The organism is Nisaea sp., assembly GCF_965216895.1.
GTDB lineage: Bacteria > Pseudomonadota > Alphaproteobacteria > Thalassobaculales > Thalassobaculaceae > Nisaea.
Genome location: NZ_OZ244205.1, coordinates 3,542,156 through 3,559,075, shown reverse-complemented (window position 1 = coordinate 3,559,075; position 16,920 = coordinate 3,542,156). Strand labels below are relative to the sequence as shown.

General features: G+C 66.4%; 14 protein-coding genes and 1 other RNA gene. 6 read left to right on the top strand and 9 right to left on the bottom strand.

What is annotated here, in order from left to right; translation table 11 throughout:
• Positions 1–14 precede the first annotated feature (14 nt).
• Positions 15–1,364 (top strand): 3-carboxy-cis,cis-muconate cycloisomerase, encoded by a 1,350-nt coding sequence (gene pcaB, locus ACOOE1_RS17060; protein ID WP_420403402.1) that lies wholly within the window; start codon positions 15–17, stop codon positions 1,362–1,364.
• Positions 1,365–1,367: 3 nt separating this feature from the next.
• On the opposite strand, the gene ACOOE1_RS17055 is transcribed toward pcaB, so the two are convergent.
• Positions 1,368–2,126 (bottom strand): phytanoyl-CoA dioxygenase family protein, encoded by a 759-nt coding sequence (locus tag ACOOE1_RS17055; RefSeq protein WP_420403401.1) that lies wholly within the window; start codon positions 2,124–2,126, stop codon positions 1,368–1,370.
• Positions 2,127–2,235: 109 nt separating this feature from the next.
• Here ACOOE1_RS17055 and ACOOE1_RS17050 point away from each other — a divergent pair, with 109 nt between their 5' ends.
• From ACOOE1_RS17050 to ACOOE1_RS17035, 4 genes are all read left to right on the top strand, one after another.
• On the top strand, positions 2,236–2,880 hold the full coding sequence (locus ACOOE1_RS17050) for a bifunctional 4-hydroxy-2-oxoglutarate aldolase/2-dehydro-3-deoxy-phosphogluconate aldolase (RefSeq protein ID WP_420403400.1): 645 nt from the start codon (positions 2,236–2,238) through the stop codon (positions 2,878–2,880).
• Positions 2,877–3,797 carry a sugar kinase gene (locus ACOOE1_RS17045; RefSeq protein WP_420403399.1) on the top strand — a complete coding sequence of 307 codons (921 nt, stop codon included), beginning with the start codon at positions 2,877–2,879 and terminating at the stop codon, positions 3,795–3,797. The genes ACOOE1_RS17050 and ACOOE1_RS17045 overlap by 4 nt, the downstream gene beginning before the upstream one ends.
• Before the next feature lie 110 nt (positions 3,798–3,907).
• Positions 3,908–5,344 (top strand): inorganic phosphate transporter, encoded by a 1,437-nt coding sequence (locus ACOOE1_RS17040; RefSeq protein WP_420403398.1) that lies wholly within the window; start codon positions 3,908–3,910, stop codon positions 5,342–5,344.
• 81 nt (positions 5,345–5,425) lie between these two features.
• Positions 5,426–6,442, top strand: coding sequence for an NAD(P)-dependent oxidoreductase (locus ACOOE1_RS17035; protein WP_420403397.1), 1,017 nt, complete (start codon positions 5,426–5,428; stop codon positions 6,440–6,442).
• 6 nt (positions 6,443–6,448) lie between these two features.
• Here ACOOE1_RS17035 and ACOOE1_RS17030 read toward each other — a convergent pair whose 3' ends face one another.
• The 8 genes from ACOOE1_RS17030 to ACOOE1_RS16995 form a co-directional block, all read right to left on the bottom strand.
• On the bottom strand, positions 6,449–9,589 hold the full coding sequence (locus tag ACOOE1_RS17030) for an efflux RND transporter permease subunit (protein ID WP_420403396.1): 3,141 nt from the start codon (positions 9,587–9,589) through the stop codon (positions 6,449–6,451).
• Positions 9,586–10,707: an efflux RND transporter periplasmic adaptor subunit gene (locus ACOOE1_RS17025; protein WP_420403395.1), complete on the bottom strand. Its 1,122-nt coding sequence runs from the start codon at positions 10,705–10,707 to the stop codon at positions 9,586–9,588. The genes ACOOE1_RS17030 and ACOOE1_RS17025 overlap by 4 nt, the downstream gene beginning before the upstream one ends.
• A 134-nt stretch (positions 10,708–10,841) precedes the next feature.
• The gene (locus tag ACOOE1_RS17020) at positions 10,842–12,263 is read right to left on the bottom strand and encodes a M20 family metallopeptidase (protein ID WP_420403394.1); all 1,422 of its coding nucleotides are present in this window, start codon (positions 12,261–12,263) and stop codon (positions 10,842–10,844) included.
• A gap of 127 nt (positions 12,264–12,390) precedes the next feature.
• Positions 12,391–13,206, bottom strand: a complete 816-nt coding sequence (locus tag ACOOE1_RS17015) for a TIGR00282 family metallophosphoesterase (RefSeq protein ID WP_420403393.1) — start codon at positions 13,204–13,206, stop codon at positions 12,391–12,393.
• 3 nt (positions 13,207–13,209) lie between these two features.
• Positions 13,210–13,785, bottom strand: coding sequence for a 5-formyltetrahydrofolate cyclo-ligase (locus ACOOE1_RS17010; RefSeq protein WP_420403392.1), 576 nt, complete (start codon positions 13,783–13,785; stop codon positions 13,210–13,212).
• 70 nt (positions 13,786–13,855) lie between these two features.
• Positions 13,856–14,011, bottom strand: a non-coding RNA gene (gene ssrS, locus ACOOE1_RS17005) — 6S RNA.
• A gap of 13 nt (positions 14,012–14,024) precedes the next feature.
• The gene (locus ACOOE1_RS17000) at positions 14,025–14,357 is read right to left on the bottom strand and encodes a cell division protein ZapA (RefSeq protein ID WP_420403391.1); all 333 of its coding nucleotides are present in this window, start codon (positions 14,355–14,357) and stop codon (positions 14,025–14,027) included.
• Between the two features lie 4 nt (positions 14,358–14,361).
• The gene (locus ACOOE1_RS16995) at positions 14,362–14,583 is read right to left on the bottom strand and encodes a hypothetical protein (RefSeq protein WP_420403390.1); all 222 of its coding nucleotides are present in this window, start codon (positions 14,581–14,583) and stop codon (positions 14,362–14,364) included.
• Between the two features lie 271 nt (positions 14,584–14,854).
• Here ACOOE1_RS16995 and tkt point away from each other — a divergent pair, with 271 nt between their 5' ends.
• Entirely contained in the window at positions 14,855–16,873 is a 2,019-nt protein-coding gene (gene tkt, locus ACOOE1_RS16990) for a transketolase (protein ID WP_420403389.1), read from the top strand.
• Positions 16,874–16,920 lie beyond the last annotated feature (47 nt).

Below are 16,920 nucleotides of genomic sequence, written 5' to 3'. Positions count from 1 at the left end.
ACGGAGTCATTCCCATGTCCTCGATCGTCGTGAAATCCGCAATCTACGGAGACATGTTCGGTACCGCCGACATGCGCGGCCTCTTCGCCGACAGCACCATTCTCGGACTCTATCTCGACGTCGAGACCGCGCTGGCGCGGGCCCAGGCGAAACTCGGTCTGATCCCGCAAGAAGCGGCGGAAGCGATCACAGAGGCGGCCGATACCCACAAGCTCGACATGGAACGGCTCTCCGCCCGCACGCAGATCGTCGGCTATCCGATCCTGCCGCTGGTCGAGCAGCTTTCCGACTGGGCGCCGGACGGGCTCGGGCAATACTGCCACTGGGGCGCGACGACGCAGGACATCATGGACACTGCCGACGTGCTTCAGATCCGCGCCGGGCTCGACATCGTCGAAGAATATCTGGAGCGGATCGCCGCCGCGCTGGCGAAACTCGCCGAGGCGCATGCGGAAACCCCGATGGCCGGGCGCACCCACCTGCAGCATGCCCTGCCGGTGAGCTTCGGCTTCAAGGCCGCGACATGGCTTTCCGCCATCGACCGGCACCTGCAGCGGCTGAAGGAGCTCCGCCCGCGGGTCGAGGTCGTGCAGTTCTCCGGCGCGGCCGGCACCCTTGCCTCGCTCTCCGGCAACGGTCTGGCGACCCAGGCGGCGCTGGCGGAGGAACTCGGTCTCGGCGTGCCAGACATTACCTGGCACACGATCCGCGATGGCCTGGCCGAGGTCACGGGCTTCCTCGCGCTGGTCACCGGGACAATCGGCAAGATCGGCTACGACATCATGCTGATGATGCAGACCGAGACGGGCGAGGTGCTGGAGCCGTTCGTTTCCGGGCGCGGCGCCTCCTCGACCATGCCGCAGAAACGCAACCCGATCTCCTCGGAAATGATGCTGGCCTCCTCCAAGATCGTGCGCGAGCAACACAGCGCAATGCTCGACGCCATGGTGCAGGACCACGAACGCGCGACCGGCCAGTGGCATGTCGAGTGGCACGCCCTGCCGACCGCCTTCATCGTCGCCTCCGGCGGCCTTGCCGCGGCGGCGGAAGTGCTCGAAGGCCTCGAGGTCCGCCCCGATGCAATGCGCAAGGTACTCGACACTACCAGGGGCCTGATCGTCGCAGAGGCGGTGATGATGGGCCTCGCCCCGCATATCGGCCGCCAGGTCGCCCATGACGTGGTCTATGATTGCTGCCGCAGGGCGCTCGCCGGCGAGGCGAGCTTCCTCGACGCGCTGATGGAGGAGAAGGCGATCTCGGATACCCTCGACCGCGGCACGGTCGAGGCCCTCACCCGTCCGGAGAACTATCTCGGCGAGGCGCCGGAAATGGTGCGCCGCCTGCTGCTGAAACGGCGCACCTGACGCTCAGGCATTCTCGAAAATATTCCGGCCCGTCCGATCCACGCCGCGCATCAGGAAGACTTTCTGTTTCGACTGGTCGCGGATCTTCTGCGCCTCGGCCTTCTCTTTCGCGAGATCCCGGTCGAACAGACTCGTCGTCGGCATGAAGCGCATGGTCATGCCGCGCCGCGGCTTGTCCGAATGGTTCGCCTCGGAGCCGTGCAGCAGATAGACGTCATGCAGCGAGATCTGCCCGGGTTCGAGCACCAGATCGACCGCTTCCTCCTCGTTGTAGACGGAAGGATCGAGTTCCTGGTTCAGCGTCACGTCCGTCGCATCGGTCCGGTTATGCGCCTTCAGACGCTGGTCCTTGTGCGAGCCGCGAATGAATCTGAGGCATCCGTTCTCCGGCGTCGCCGCATCCACCGCGAGCCAGACGGTGCAGGTCGCGAGTGGCCGGATGGGCCAGTATTCCCCGTCCTGGTGCCAGGGCGTGCGCTTGCCGCCGCGCGCGGGCTTGGCGAAGAAGCTCATGTTCCAGAGCGCAAGATCGGGGCCGATCAGCTGCGAGATCATGTCGAGGATCTCCGGGTCCTCGGCGAACTCCCGGAAGGCCGGCTCGTGATCCAGCAGGGCATTGCAGTAATCCCTGAATTCCGGATGACGCTCCAGCAACGCGCTATGCAGCCGCTTGATCCTCTCCAGCCTGTCCGGCGCAAGCCGGAAATCCGGGATGACGTAGCCATCCTCGTGATAGCGCGCGACCTGCTTCGCAGTCAGCATGGCATCCTCCCTGATACCGTTTTCCCGAAGCTTAGCGCCAACCGCCCTACTTGTCCCCGCGCGCGGAATGTTGGAATGTTTGCGGGCTTCAGGTTGGGGGACTTCAGGAATGTCGGAAAATCGAGGCGAGGCGCTCCGGGCGCGGCTTGCAGCTTTGAAAGTGGTGCCGGTGATCCGGACGCCGACCGCGGACCTCGCGATCCGGGCCTGCGAATGGCTGCTGGATGCGGGTATGCAGACGCTGGAGCTGACCTTCACCACACCGGACGCGCACCGCGTCATCGAGACCTTCGCCCGCACCACGCCGGATGCACTGATCGGTGCCGGCACCGTGCGCACCGCGGAGCAGGCGAAAGCGGCGGCAGATGCCGGTGCCGCTTTCCTGGTTTCGCCGGGTGCCGCCGCCGGAGTCGCCGACGCCGCCAGAGCGCTTGACCTGCCCTATCTCCCCGGCGCCGCCACGCCGAGCGAGGTCGAGGCCCGCTGGGCCGATGGCGCGACCGTGGTGAAGATCTTCCCGGCCCGCGAATGCGGCGGCCCCGGCTTCCTGAAAGCGGTCAGGTCGGTCTATCCGGAGATCCCGCTGATGCCGACCGGCGGCGTCTCGCCCGAAAGCGCGAAATCCTATCTCGATGCCGGCGCGCTCTGCCTCGGTATGGGCGGCGAACTGGTCTCGGTCGCGGCCCTCAAGGCGAACGACCCCGCCCCGATCCGCGAGGCCGTCGCCCGCGCCTTTGCGTCGGTCGCCTCATGAGCGGGTTTCCGGAACTGCTCTGTCTCGGCGAACCCATGCTGGAATTCAACCAGCAGCCGGACGGGCGCTATCTCGCCGGTCACGGCGGCGACACCTCGAACGCGGCGATCGCCGCGGCCCGTCAGGGTGCCGCGGTCGGCTACCTCACCCGCATCGGCCGCGATCCCTTCGGCGAGAGCTTCCGGCAGCTCTGGGAAACCGAGAATGTCGACATGCGCGGCGTCGAACAGGCAGAGGATGGCCATACCGGGATCTATTTCGTCACCCACGGCTCCGGCGGACACCAGTTCAGCTATTTCCGCGCCGGCTCGGCCGCCAGCCGGATGACGCCGGATTTCCTGCCGCGCGAGATGATCAGGGCGGCGAAGATCCTGCACATGTCCGGGATCAGCCAGGCGATCTCCGCAAACGCCGCCGACACCGTCTTCGCCGCCATCGCGCTGGCGAAGGAGACCGGCGTGAAAGTGTCCTTCGATCCGAATCTGCGGCTGAAACTGTGGCCGCTGGACCGGGCCCGCGCGACCATCCACGCCGCCATGGCAGAGGCCGACATCGCCCTGCCGGGCCTCGACGATGCGGAAGTACTGACCGGCAAGAGCGATCCCGACGCGATCGCCGACTTCTACCTCCAACTCGGAGCCGGGATCGTCGCGCTGACGCTCGGCGCGGAAGGTTGCCTCGTCGCAACGGCGGACACGCGGCAGCGGCTCCCCGGCCGTCCGGTCGCCGCGCGGGACGCGACCGGCGCGGGCGACACGTTCGACGGCAGTTTCCTCGCGGAGTATCTGCGCACCGGCGATCCGGTCGGCGCGGCGGTCTACGCCAATGCGGCGGCGGCGCTCGCGACCGAGGGATACGGTGCGGTCGAGCCGATGCCGCGGCGGGAAAAGGTCGAGGCCCTGCTCGACCAATGCTGAAATTTGTCCAGATGATTGAATCTGTTCGTGCCGTACCGGATTCCGCTATCATCTGAACCGGCCACAGCCGCTTTGCGTTTTCCACTTGGCACGCGTCACGGATCATAAGCATGCAAGGCGATAGCACAGCCCCCGGAACACAGTTCGGACGATTGTTCTTTCTTGGCGGCCACCGCCGGTCGTCGGTCCTTTCGCCGCTCCAGCTTGTTCTGGTGACCTTCGCGCTTGCCTGCTGCGCAGGACTGCTCGGCTATTTGAACGCGAGTCCCGGGGACGCCGTCCTCACCGCCATGGTCGCGCTGCTCGGCGGGTACATGGCGGCCAATATCGGCGCCAACGACGTCGCGAATTCGGTTGCGACTCTGGTCGGTGCACGAGTCCTGCCGCTCGGCGTTGCCTTGCTGTTCGCCGCCGTGGCGGAATGCGCCGGGGCGCTGTTCGCCGGGGACCAGATTGTCGGGCGGATTGCGTTCAGAATCGTTGATCCGGATCTTGTGCGGGACCCGGTCGGATTCGTCCATGGGATGGCGGCAGCCCTCGCTGGCGGAGCAATCTGGATCAATCTTGCGAATGCCCTGCGCACGCCGGTTTCCACCACACACGCGATCATCGGCGGAATTGTCGGCGTCGGGATCTTCGCGCTCGGCATTCAGGCGATCGTTTGGGGAGAGGTCGCCGCCATCACCATCGGCTGGTTCGTTTCGCCGGTTGCGAGCGCGCTTGCCGCCATTGCCATTCTCGGTTTCATCAAGCGAGAACTGCTCGAGGTGCGGGACAAGTTGCGGGCCTCCCGGACTTGGATCCCGCTGCTGGTGGCGGCGATGTCCGCGCTGTTCACCTTCTTCCTGATCAAGAAGGGTCTGGCGAATGTGTGGCAGCCGACGGCGCCGGTCATGCTGACCACCGTGCTCGCCGCCTTCATCGCCAGCATGGCGCTCGCCGGCCCTTATATCCGCCGTACCTCGATGGGACTGGCGAACCGCCCCCAAACCGTTCGCAAACTCTTCCGGCTGCCGCTGATCGCCGCCGGCGGGTTCATCGCCTTTGCCCACGGCGCCAACGACATCGCCAACATCGCGGGACCGGTAACGGCGATCCTGCATGTCCAGGCGACCTCGGATCTCGACCTCGCGCCCGGCATTCCGTTCTGGGTCTTCCTGCTCGGCGCGATCGGCATTTCCAGCGGGCTTCTCCTCTTCGGCGGCGGCATGGTCCGCGTCGTCGCGACCCGCATCACCAAGATCAATCCGCTGCGCGCCTATGCCGCCGCCATGGCGGCAGCCGCGACGGTCACGGCTGCCTCCTGGATCGGGTTACCGGTCAGCACCACGCAGACCGCGATCGGGGCTATCCTCGGCATCGGGATATATCGCGAACTCCGCGCGAAGAAGAACCGTGCGCTCAAGGCAAACGCCAAACCGAAGCGGCCGCGGCGGCTGATCCGCCGCGGCGACGCCCTGCGCATCGTCATTGCCTGGACCGTGACCTTTCCGGCCTCCGCGGTCATTTCCGGAGCGCTCTACTGGCTGATCATCAACGTCCTGTAACCCTTGCGGCTTGCCGCGCCCATCATTTCTGCCGATCATGGCATCCGGCCATTCCGGCCACAATTCCCGGAGACCCGCCCCATGCGTCCCAAAGTCCTGCTTATTGGCCACCTGTATCATCCGGACGGGGAGGCGCATCTCGACGCGCGCGCCGACCTCACCGTGCTGCCGGCGCCGGACCGCGAAGATCTGCTCGAGGCCGCGCGGACCGCGCAAGCGATCAGCCCGCGCTATCCGAATCTCGCCGACGCCGAGGTCATTGAGGCCGCCGAGGACCTGGTCATCATCCACACCTCCGGGCGCGGCACCGACGCGGTCGATGTCGAGGCGGCGACGCGGCGCGGCGTGATCGTCTGCAACAATCCCGGATTCGGCAAGGTACCGGTCTCGGAGCACGCGCTCTTCATGCTGCTCGGCCTCTCCCGGCACGGACGGGAGCACGACGCGATGATGCGCGCCGGACGCGGCTGGCAGGAGCGACTGCAGAAACACAACACGATCCGCGATCTGCAGGACGGCGTATTGGGGATCGTCGGGCTCGGACAAATCGGCACGGAGATGGCCCGCAAGTGCAGCGCCGCCTTCAATATGACGGTGCTGGCCTACGACCCCTATGTGAGTGAAGAACACGCCGCCGGCGTCGGCGCCACGCTGTGCTCCACACTGGAAGAGGTGCTGTCGCGTGCCGACTACGTCTCGGTCCATGCCGAGCTCAATGACGAGACCCGGCACATGTTCGACGAGACCACGCTGCGCCAGATGCAGCCGCATGCCTGCCTGGTGAACACCGCACGCGGCAAGATCGTCTCACAGGAAGCACTCCTGAAAGCACTGACCGAGGGCTGGATCCGTGCCGCCGCACTGGATGTCTACGAGGTCGAGCCGGTCGGCCCGGACAATCCGCTGCTGTCGCTGGACAATCTGCTGCTCTCGCCGCATGTCGGCGGGCTGACGCAGAGCTTCATGTCCGGCAGCGCGATGGCCGTGGCGACCAAGATGCTGCAGGCCCTGGCCGGAGAACGTCCGGAAGACATCGTGAACCCGGACGCCTGGGAACCGGCCAAACAGCGCGCGATGCGACTGCTTTCGGGTGGCTGACCGGCCCTACTTGGCCGGCTGCTCCTCGGCTTCGGCAATGTCCGGAATATGTTCCGCCTCGGACATTTCCTTCTCCAGCTTGCCGGCCGCATCCGCACGGGCGGAGGAAAGCCGCGCCAGAACGACGTAGAGGACCGGCGTCAGAAAGAGCGTAAAGACCGCCGCCAGCCCGAGTCCGCCGAATACGACCCAGCCGATCGCGCTCCGCGCCTCCGCACCGGGACCGCTGCTGAGGATCAGCGGCAGGCCGCCGAGCACGGTCGAGACCATGGTCATGGCGATCGGACGCAGGCGGACCAGCGCGGCGCGCTCCGCCGCCTGGCGGACGGAAAAGCCGCGGTCCCGGAGCTGGTCCGCGAATTCGACCATCAGGATGCCGTTCTTCGCCATCAGTCCGATCATCATCACGAGGCCGATCTGGCTGTAGATGTTCACGGATGTACCGGTCAGCAGCAGCGCGTAAATCGCGGCGGCGATGCCGAACGGCACGGTCACTACAACGATGGCCGCGCTGGTGACGCTCTCGAACTGCGCGATCAGGACGAGGAAGACGACGATGATCGCGATCCCGTAGGTGATTGCAACCTCGTAAGAGGTCTCCTGCAGCGCCTCCGCCTCGCCGAGCAGGATCAGGCTGACGTCGCCCGGAAGGATCTCGTCGGCAAGCGCCTCGACCGCGCGGACGGCATCTCCGAGCGGCATTCCCGGCTTCAGGTCCGCATCGATCTCGACCGCGCGGCGCTGGACATGGCGGTCGAGCTCGGCCGCCACGCCCTCCTCCTTCAGGGTAACGAGGCTCGAAATCGGAATCAGCCGGCCCCGGTCGGTGCGCACGTAAAGATTGGTGAGGTCTGACGGGTCGTTGATCGCGCCGCCGATCGCCTCGAGCCGGATCGGGATGCTCTCGTCGCGGACATTGAGATCCGCGATCTTCAGCCCGTCGATATTGACCTGCAGCACATCCGCGAGATCGGCAAGATCGACCCCGAGATCGGAGGCCCGCCGCCGGTCGATATTGACCGAGAGCTGTGGCTGCGTCGGCTGGTAGGAGATCCGCACGTCGGACAGGTTCGGCAGCCGGTCCTCGATCGCCCGTGCCATCTGCTGCGCCACTTCGTAGAGGCGCAGATAGTCGTTGCCCACCAGCGCGACCTCGAGACCGCCGCCGGCGGAACGCAGGTTGAGGCTGTTCGGGCTGTAGGCCCGCATCCGCATGCCGGGGATCTGGTTCAGCTCGCGCCGGATCTCCGACATGATCTCCTGCTGCGAGCGCGTCCGCGCCTCCCAGGGTGCGAGCGGGGCGGAAATATAGACCCGGTTCAGGTCCCAGCGCCCGACGACGGTGTAGATCGAGGTGATCTCGCCGCTCTCGACATAGGGCCGCAGGACCGCCTCCATGAGATCGGCCTGCTTGTTACTGTATTCGAGCCCGACCCCGTCCGGGCCGGTACCCATGATGTAGATCCGGCCGCGATCCTCGGAGGGGAGCAGCTCCTGGTCGAGCGCCTTGAAGGTGACCCATGCCCCGGCGCCGAGAGCGAGAGACGTCGCTATCACGATGACCGGGGCCGCGAGGGCCGCGCCGAGCGTGGCGCCGTAGAGCCGCGCCAGACCGTCACCGATTCGCCCCATGAAGGTGCGCAAGCCGATCCGGTCCTCGCCGCGCGCCGCAAGTCGGGCCGCCAGAGCCGGCACCAGGGTGAGCGCGACGAAGGAAGAGATCAGAACAGCGATGGCGAGTACGAAGCCGAATTCCCGGAACAGCCGCCCGGCCGTGCTCGGCAGGAAGGATATCGGCACGAAGACGGAAATCAGGGTCGCCGTGGTCGCGATGACGGCGAAGAACACCTGGCGGGTGCCGAGCACCGCCGCGGCCCGGCCGCCAAGCCCCTGGGCGCGCCGGCGCTGGATATTCTCCAGCACAACGATGCTGTCGTCGACGATCAGGCCGGTCGCCAGCACGAGGGCAAGAAGGGTCAGGATGTTGATCGAGAATCCGAAGGCCCAGATCGCCGCGACCGAGCCGATCAGCGCCACCGGGATGGCGACGCAGGGCACCAGCGTCGCCGCCGGGGAGCCGAGGAAGACCCAGAGCGTGACGATGACGATGAGCACTGCCAGCAGCAGGGTGAACAGGACCTCCGAGACCGACCCTTCGATGAACAATGCGTCGTCCGAGGTGACCATCACCTCGATCGTGTCGATCCGCTTGTTCAGGGCAGCGACCGCCTTGTGGACGGCCTTCGAGATCTCGATCGTGTTTGACTGCGCCTGCCGCACGATGCCGAGACCGATCGTCTCCTCGCCATTGACCCGGACGAGGCTCTCGGGATCTTCCGGTCCGAAGAAAACCTGCGCCACGTCGCCGACCCGGACGGCGCCGCGGATGATGATGTCCTCGACCTCCTTCGCGGATTCCACCGTCGCGTTGGCGCGCACCAGCAGCTCCTGGTCGAGCGACGCGAAGCTGCCGGCCGGAATGTCGAACGGCGCATTTTCCAGCACCGCGATGACATCGGCGACGGAGAGCGCGAAGGCGCTGAGCCGCATCGGATCGAGCACCACGCGCAGCAGACGCGACCGTTCCCCGTAGAGATTCACGTCGGCCACACCGTCGATCGAAATCAGTTCCGGGATGACGTCGTTCTCGACGATCCGCGTCAGGTCGTCCTCGGTGAGCCCATGACCGGATACCGCAAGCTGCATGACCGGGCTCGCGTCGGCATCCGCCTTGATCACCGTCAGCTGCTCGACGTTCTCCGGCAGTTCCCGCTGCACCCGGCTGACCGCCTCGCGGACATCCGACGCGGCGACATCGAGATCGGCGGAGGGGCTGAACTCGGCATGCAGCCGGAAATTGTTTTCCTCGCTGGAGGAGCGGATGCGCTGGACCCCGTTGACCCGCGCCACCGCGCCTTCGACGAGGCTGGTCACCTCGCTGTCCATGGTTTCCGGCGAGGCGCCGTCGAGGATACCACGCACCGAGACGATCGGCCGGTCCACGTTCGGCAGTTCGCGCACCTCGACCGCCAGGATGGCGGCGATGCCGGCGAGCGCGATCAGCAGGTTGAGCACCAGCGCCAGCCACGGGCGCCGGACGCTGAGAGACGGGAGGTCGTTCTCGGACCCGCCGGCGCCGGGAATCATGACGTGGTCGCGTCCCTCTGCGCCTTGACCGGAGCCGGCTCCGGACCGTTGTCGGGAAGGATCTCGACCCTGGTGCCCTGACGCATGCGGTGCAGCCCCTGGGTGACCACCTTGTCACCCTCGGAGAACGCCGCATCCACCAGTACCGTCGCGCCCTGCCGCTGCACGATCGAGACCGGCATGCGCCGGGCTGTACCGTCGGACACGGCCCAGACGAAGGACCCGTCGCCGCCCCACTGGATCGCCACCTCGGGGATGCTGGCACGGGTCTGTCCCTCGACGTCCAGCGTCACGCGGAAGCTCATGCCCGGGCGAAGGCTGTCGTCCGGATTGGGAATGCGGGCACGGACCACAAAGGTCCGGGTCTCCTCGTCGATCCGACTGCCGATATCGTAGATCGCGCCGCCCTCGACCGGCGACGTATCCCCGGTCCAGAGCGCGAGCTTGACCGGGTCCCCGACCTTCAGCCTGCCGAGCAGGCCCTCGGGCACCTCGAAACGAACCAGCAGGGACGAGCGGTCGTCGAGCACGGCGATTTGCGTGTTGGTATCGACCCGGTCGCCGATCTCGATATCGGTCATTCCGATCCGTCCCGAGAAAGGCGCAAGCAGAACCCGGTCCTCGAGTGCGATCTGCGCCTGCTCGAGGTCGATCCTGGCCGCATCGAGCGCGGTAACCGCATCGTCCAGCGCCGCCTGGGTCGAGGCGCCGCTGCCGCGCAGCTTGCTCAAACGCTCGGCGACCCGCTGTGCCGCCTCGAGCCGGACCCGCGCCAGTTCCACCGCAAGCGTTTCGCTCTTGCGCTCCAGCTCAAGCAGAACCTGCCCCTTGGAGACCTCTGAGTCGGTCTTGAGGGAGGTCGCGGTGACGCGTCCGCTGGCCGCCGTGTGCAGCCGCGCCGACTGGTAGGCCCGGGCCGTGCCCACCGCCTCGGTCCGCAGCCGTTCCTTCACGAAGGCCACGTCCGCCACCACGACGGCGGCGGACCGTTCCCGCTTCCTGCCCGGCGCCTCGCCCGCCTCGTTCTTCAAGCCGAGATACGGACCCAAGTAAGTCCATCCACCGACCAGAAGGAGGGCTGCAAAGACCACCACAAGCAACTGACGCCAAATACTCATAGGCACGGCCCCGCACTAACTTCCGCCAAGACTGGAAACGTACGAAAGAGTTTAATCCGTCGCGGTCCAATGTCTATCGGACGAAATAATTTCCGTCGAAAACCATTTCAGGCCGCCCGGCCCGCGCGAGGCACCTACGCCGGGCGGGGCTGGATCGGGGGCTGGACGTCCTCCGGGATCGGACAACGATAGGGCGTCTTCGCCGTCTTCGCCGCGTGATCGGCCTTGGCCGCCGCCATGAGCTCTTCGTCCCGGATCAGATCCACGGCCGTCCCCGCCATCACCTTGGCCGCATAGATCATTCCCTTGTGCGCCGCCGGTGCCATGCCCTGCGCCGTCATCTGCCAGGAATGGCCCGGCGTGCCGATCGCCTGGGTCGCGACCCGCGCCTCGATTGTCGGCACCACCCAGCTGACGTCGGAGACGTCGGTCGAGCCCGGCATGGAAACGCCCTTGACGTCGAGCGGCACGATGAAGTCGCAGAGCGGTGTGTCTTCTTTTTCCTCCACACCGGCCTTGCGGTACTCGTTGACGATGTCCTGTTCGGTCAATGTCGCCTGGATCTCGGAGGCGTATTTCCGGTCTTCGGCATCGAAGGGCACCGGACCGAGGCGCTGCATGTTCTCGAAGAGCGCCTTCTCGAGCGGCGCGTTCGCCAGCATGTTGGAGACCGCACTGACGATTTCCCATGTCATCTTCGTCTCGGTCATCAGGGCAGCGCCCTCTGCGACCTTTTTCACCCGCTCGACCAGCTCCTGCATGCCCGCGAGGTCCCGCGCCCGGACCGCGTGCCGCACCTTGGCGAAGCCCTGCACCACGTTCGGCGCGACACCGCCGCCGTCGAGCATCGCATAGTGGATGCGGGCGTCCGACGGCATGTGCTCGCGCATGTAGTTGACGCCGATATTCATCAGTTCCACCGCATCGAGCGCGCTGCGCCCGAGATGGGGCGCGCTGGAAGCGTGGCTGGAGCGGCCATGGAACGAGAAATCGATCCGCGTGTTGGCAAGCGAGTTGGCGAGCCCGACCCGGGTGACGCCGGCCGGATGCCAGGTCACCGCCGCGTCGACATCGTCAAAAGCTCCGGCACGGGCCATGAAGGCCTTCGCCGCTCCGCCCTCTTCCGCCGGGCAGCCGTAGTAGCGCACGCGGCCGGGCGTTCCGGTCTTTTCCAGCCAGTCCTTCAGACCGGCGGCGGCGAGCATCGCGGCGGAACCGAGCAGGTTGTGCCCGCAGCCGTGGCCGTGCCCGCCGGGCTCGACCTCTCTCGGCTCGGCGATGTTGGCGACCTGACTGAGTCCCGGGAGCGCGTCATACTCGCCGAGCACGGCGATCACGGGGCCGCCATCGCCGGCTTCGCCCATCACTGCGGTGGGGATATCGCCGACATTCTCTGTCACCCTGAAGCCATACTGCTCCAGCATCTTCCGGTGCTCCTCGACGGAGCGGTATTCGGTATAGGCGATCTCGGGCATGCCCCAGATCCGGTCGGACAGGCCAATGAAATCCTCGCGATGTTCGTCGACGAGATCCCAGATCAGCTCGGCATTCGACATGATGTCTCTCCTGGACGCATATTCGGAACCGGGCACGGGAACGGCGGGAAAATGCGACCGCGCCGGGTCGATAGGGAAGGACGGAAACGATGCGCCGGACGGAGAGGGTGGTCAAGCAGCCGGAACGTCAGCAATCCGGCAGCGTTTCGGAAAGAAGGCCGCCGAGGCGCACCGGTTCCGCCGCCGTCGCCAGGCCGGTCGCGTCGTCGCTAATGATCAGGATCCCGGAGACGGACGCCGGGCCGTCGGCGGGCTCCAGGCGCGGCCGCGCGGTCTTCGATAGAAAGCGCTCCACCGGCGCCTCCTTCTTCATGCCGATCACGCCGTCATAGGCCCCGCACATGCCGGCATCGGTCATGTAGGCGGTGCCGCCGGGAAGGACCATGTGATCCGCCGTCGGGACATGGGTGTGGGTGCCGACCACGGCGCTCGCCCGACCGTCGAGAAAATGGCCGAGCGCCAGCTTTTCCGAAGTCGCCTCGCCATGCATGTCGATGAAGATGAAGTCGGCGCCGTAGCCGAGCGGGCATTCCTCGACGATCTTCTCGGCGGCGAGGAAGGGGCATTCGGCGCTGTCCATGAAGAGGCGCAGGGCGATGTTTGCGACCAGCACATGGCGACCGTCCCGCGTCGCATACAGGCCGCTGCCCCTGCCGTTCGTCTCCGGCGGGTAGTTCGCCGGACGCAGCAGGCGCGGCTCGGCATCGAAATAGGTCAGGATCTCGCGCTTGTCGAAGGCATGGTTGCCGGTGGTGACGACATCGGCGCCGGCATCGAACAGTGCTTCCGCGATCTCCGGCGTGATGCCGAAACCGCCGGCGGAATTCTCGCCGTTGACGATGACGAAATCCGCCGCGAGCCGCTCCCGCAGCTCGGGCAGCCGGTCCTGCACCGCCTCGCGCCCGGCACGACCGACGACATCGCCAAGGAAAAGAACGCGCATCGTTCAGGCTTTCCTGAAGTGGGTGACGCCAGCCTCGGTCACCACCGCGTCGAGCTGCTGGTCGGTCGTCTCGCGGGGTATGGCGGCAACGCGTTGTGCCTCGTAGGCGAGGCCGATCGCGCGAACAGGCCCCGCCGCGCGCAATTTCTCGAGGGTCCGGTCGTAGAACCCGCCGCCATAGCCGAGCCGATAACCCGCATCGTCGAAGGCCAGCATCGGAACAAGCAAGGTGTCCGGCTCGAGTTCGGGAGCGCCGATATCAGGCACCAGACCGCCAAGCCCGGCCTTGACCAGAGGCGCCCCCGGGCCCCAGAGCCGGAAGTCGAGCGGCGCGGCCGTCCGCACGGCCACCGGCAACACGATCCGGTGTCCTCTCGCATGCAGGGCAAGCATCAGCGGACGCGGGTCGATCTCGGAGCGGAACGGCCAGTAGGCCGCAACCACGGACGATGGGGAAAACTCGAAGCTCTCCAGAAAACTATCACGGACAAGGTCCCTTGCGCGCTCCGAAAGCGCGGCGTGCGCCTGCTGCCGGCGCGCTTCCGTCGTCTTTCGCAACGCAGCCTTGTCGGCGTCCATTCGGTCAGTCGATGTCGGGGAATTCGTGGCGGGATCCGGCAAGGGCCGTCTTTCGTCTGGAATGAGTCTGAACGGCGCCGCAACGACCGTTGGCCGTAGTAATCCTCTGTGGCCTGCAAAGCAGGTGGGCGCCGCATACCGGAACCACGGTTCCGGCAGAGACAGCTCCCGAAGGATCGTTTATAGCCCCAGGGATTGTGAGGCCTGACGCATCGCGCAGCTACCGTCCGGGGACATATCTAGGCGCGTTCCAGCTGGTCTGCAATGCTCTCGATCCGTCCGGCCATCGCATTCAGTGCCGCGGCGATCTTCTCCTCGCTCTCGCCGAGCGGGGTTCCCCCGGTCTCGGTTGCCATCTCGCCCTCGATCTCGCGCAGGTCCACGAGCTCGTCCGCGATCAGCAGCGAGGCCATGACGAGAAGACGCGTGTCGCCGATCTGGCCGATCTGCTCGACCAGATCCTTCACATGGGAATCCACCATGGCGGCAAGGCTGGCGATCCGGCTCTCCTGCCCGTCCTCGCAGGCAATGCGGTAGTTCTTCCCGTTGATGGTAATCTCGACCTGGGCCACCGCCTTATCCTTCCAGCACGAATTTCAGCCGGCCGATGGTCTTGTCCAGCTTCTCGCTGACCTCATCGGTGACCTTGGAGAGTTCGGCATATTCCTTCTTGGCCGCATCGAGCTCCGCCTGCAATTCGGCAGAGCGGGAGCTGAGTTCGAGAGCCTTGTGCGCGGCGGTGTCGAGCCGTTCGATGGCGGCTTCGAGGCGCGCGGCGGCGGAATCGAGTCGGGACATCCGGTCCTGTCCTTAACAACGCTTGTTTTTCGGGCGTCCCGCGCCCGGCGGCGGCAGCATACAAACTGCAATATCAAGGCGTCAACGCGCGGCCTCTGTAGGGCACGTCGTTCGCACCTAACTCCAGAGTTGACTGCGCGAGGGCAGGACGGCATTTTCACCCCGCCTTTTCCGGGGCCGAGACCACCTTGTGCGCCCGCCCCGTTCATCAGATGCGGCCTCCCGTCCGGACCTCTCCGGGGAAGGGCGCCGCCGAACACGATTGACGCTCATGAATACGACATCTTCTGCTGCAAGCGACGGTCCGGGAAGCGCCGTTTCGCACGACATGCTCGCGAATGCCATCCGCGCGCTCTCGATGGACGCGGTGGAGAAGGCCAAGTCCGGCCATCCCGGCATGCCGATGGGCATGGCTGACGTCGCGACCGTGCTGTTCTCGGAATTCCTGAACTACGATCCGAAAGCACCGGACTGGGCGGACCGCGACCGCTTCATCCTTTCCGCCGGCCACGGCTCGATGCTGATCTATTCGCTGCTGCACCTGACCGGCTACGACGACGTCACGCTCGACGAGATCAAGAATTTCCGCCAGCTCGGCTCGAAGACGCCGGGCCATCCGGAATACGGCCATACCGAGGGCGTCGAAACCACCACCGGCCCGCTCGGACAGGGCTTCGCCAATGCCGTCGGCATGGCGCTCGCCGAGCGCATGACCAATGCCCGCTTCGGCGACGAACTGGTCGACCACTACACCTATGTCATCGCCGGCGACGGCTGCCTGATGGAAGGCATCAGCCACGAGGCCGCCTCGATGGCCGGGCACCTGAAACTCGGCAAGCTGATCGTGCTGTTCGACGATAACGGCATCTCGATCGACGGCTCGACCGATCTCTCCGTCTCCGACGACCAAATGATGCGCTTCGAGGCCTATGGCTGGGACACCAGCCGGGTCGACGGCCACGATCCCGAGGCGGTTTCCGCCGCGATCGAGGCCGCACGGGCCGACGACCGCCCCTCCCTGATCGCCTGCCGCACCAGGATCGGTTTCGGCGCGCCGACCAAGGAGGGCAAGTCCTCCTCCCACGGCGCCCCGCTCGGCAGCGACGAGATCGCCGGCGCACGCGAGAATCTCGGCTGGAGCGCCGGACCGTTCGAGATCCCGGCCGAGGTGCTGGACGCCTGGCGCGCCATCGGCGCCGAGCGGGCCGGTGCGCATGTCGCCTGGACCGCGCGCTATGACGGCACCGACGCCGCGACCCGCAAAGCCTTCGATGCGGCAATGTCCGGCAAGCTGCCCGCCGATGCAGAAAAGGCGATCAAGGATCTGATCGCCAAGCACGCGGCCGAGAAGCCGAAGCTCGCCACCCGCGTCGCCTCGCAGAAGGCTCTCGAAGCGCTGCAGCCGGCGATCCCGGAACTGGTTGGCGGCTCGGCCGACCTCACGGGCTCGAACAACACCAGGGTCGGCGGCCAGGACGCGGTCAAGGCCGGGGACTATAGCGGCCACTACATCTATTATGGCGTGCGCGAGCATGCCATGGCCGCGGCGATGAACGGCATGGCGCTGCATGGCGGACTGATCCCCTACGGCGGCACCTTCCTGGTCTTCACCGACTATTGCCGTCCGTCGATCCGCCTCTCGGCGCTGATGGGCCTGCGCGTCATCTACGTCATGACCCACGATTCCATCGGGCTCGGCGAGGACGGCCCGACGCACCAGCCGGTCGAGCACGTGACTGCGCTGCGCGCGATCCCGAACCTCAACGTGTTCCGCCCGGCGGACGCGATCGAGACGGCCGAATGCTGGCTCACCGCGCTCGAGGACGAGCATCGCCCGTCGATCCTCGCGCTGACCCGCCAGGGTCTGCCGACGGTGCGAGACGGGAGCATCTCCGAAAACCTCTCGGCCAAGGGCGGCTATGTGCTGGCCGAGGCCTCGGGCGCCCGCAAGGCGACGATCCTCGCCACCGGCTCCGAGGTCGAGATCGCGCTCGCCGCGAAAGAGGCTCTCGAGGCCGACGGCATCGCCACCGCGGTGGTCTCCATGCCGTCGATCGAGCGCTTTGCCGCGCAGGACGCCGCCTACCGCGAGAAGGTGCTCGGCTCCGGCAGCGTCATGGTCGCGGTCGAGGCCGGCATCCGGCAGAGCTGGGACGGCCTGATCGGGCTCGACGGCATCTTCGTCGGCATGAACTCATTCGGCGCATCCGCGCCATACGGCGACCTCTACAAACATTTCGGCATCACCAGCGATGCCGTTGTGGCCGAGGTCAAGAAGCGTCTGGGATAATCCCACCATCGCCGCCCCCCGACGGGGCGGCGTTCTTGTACGAGCGT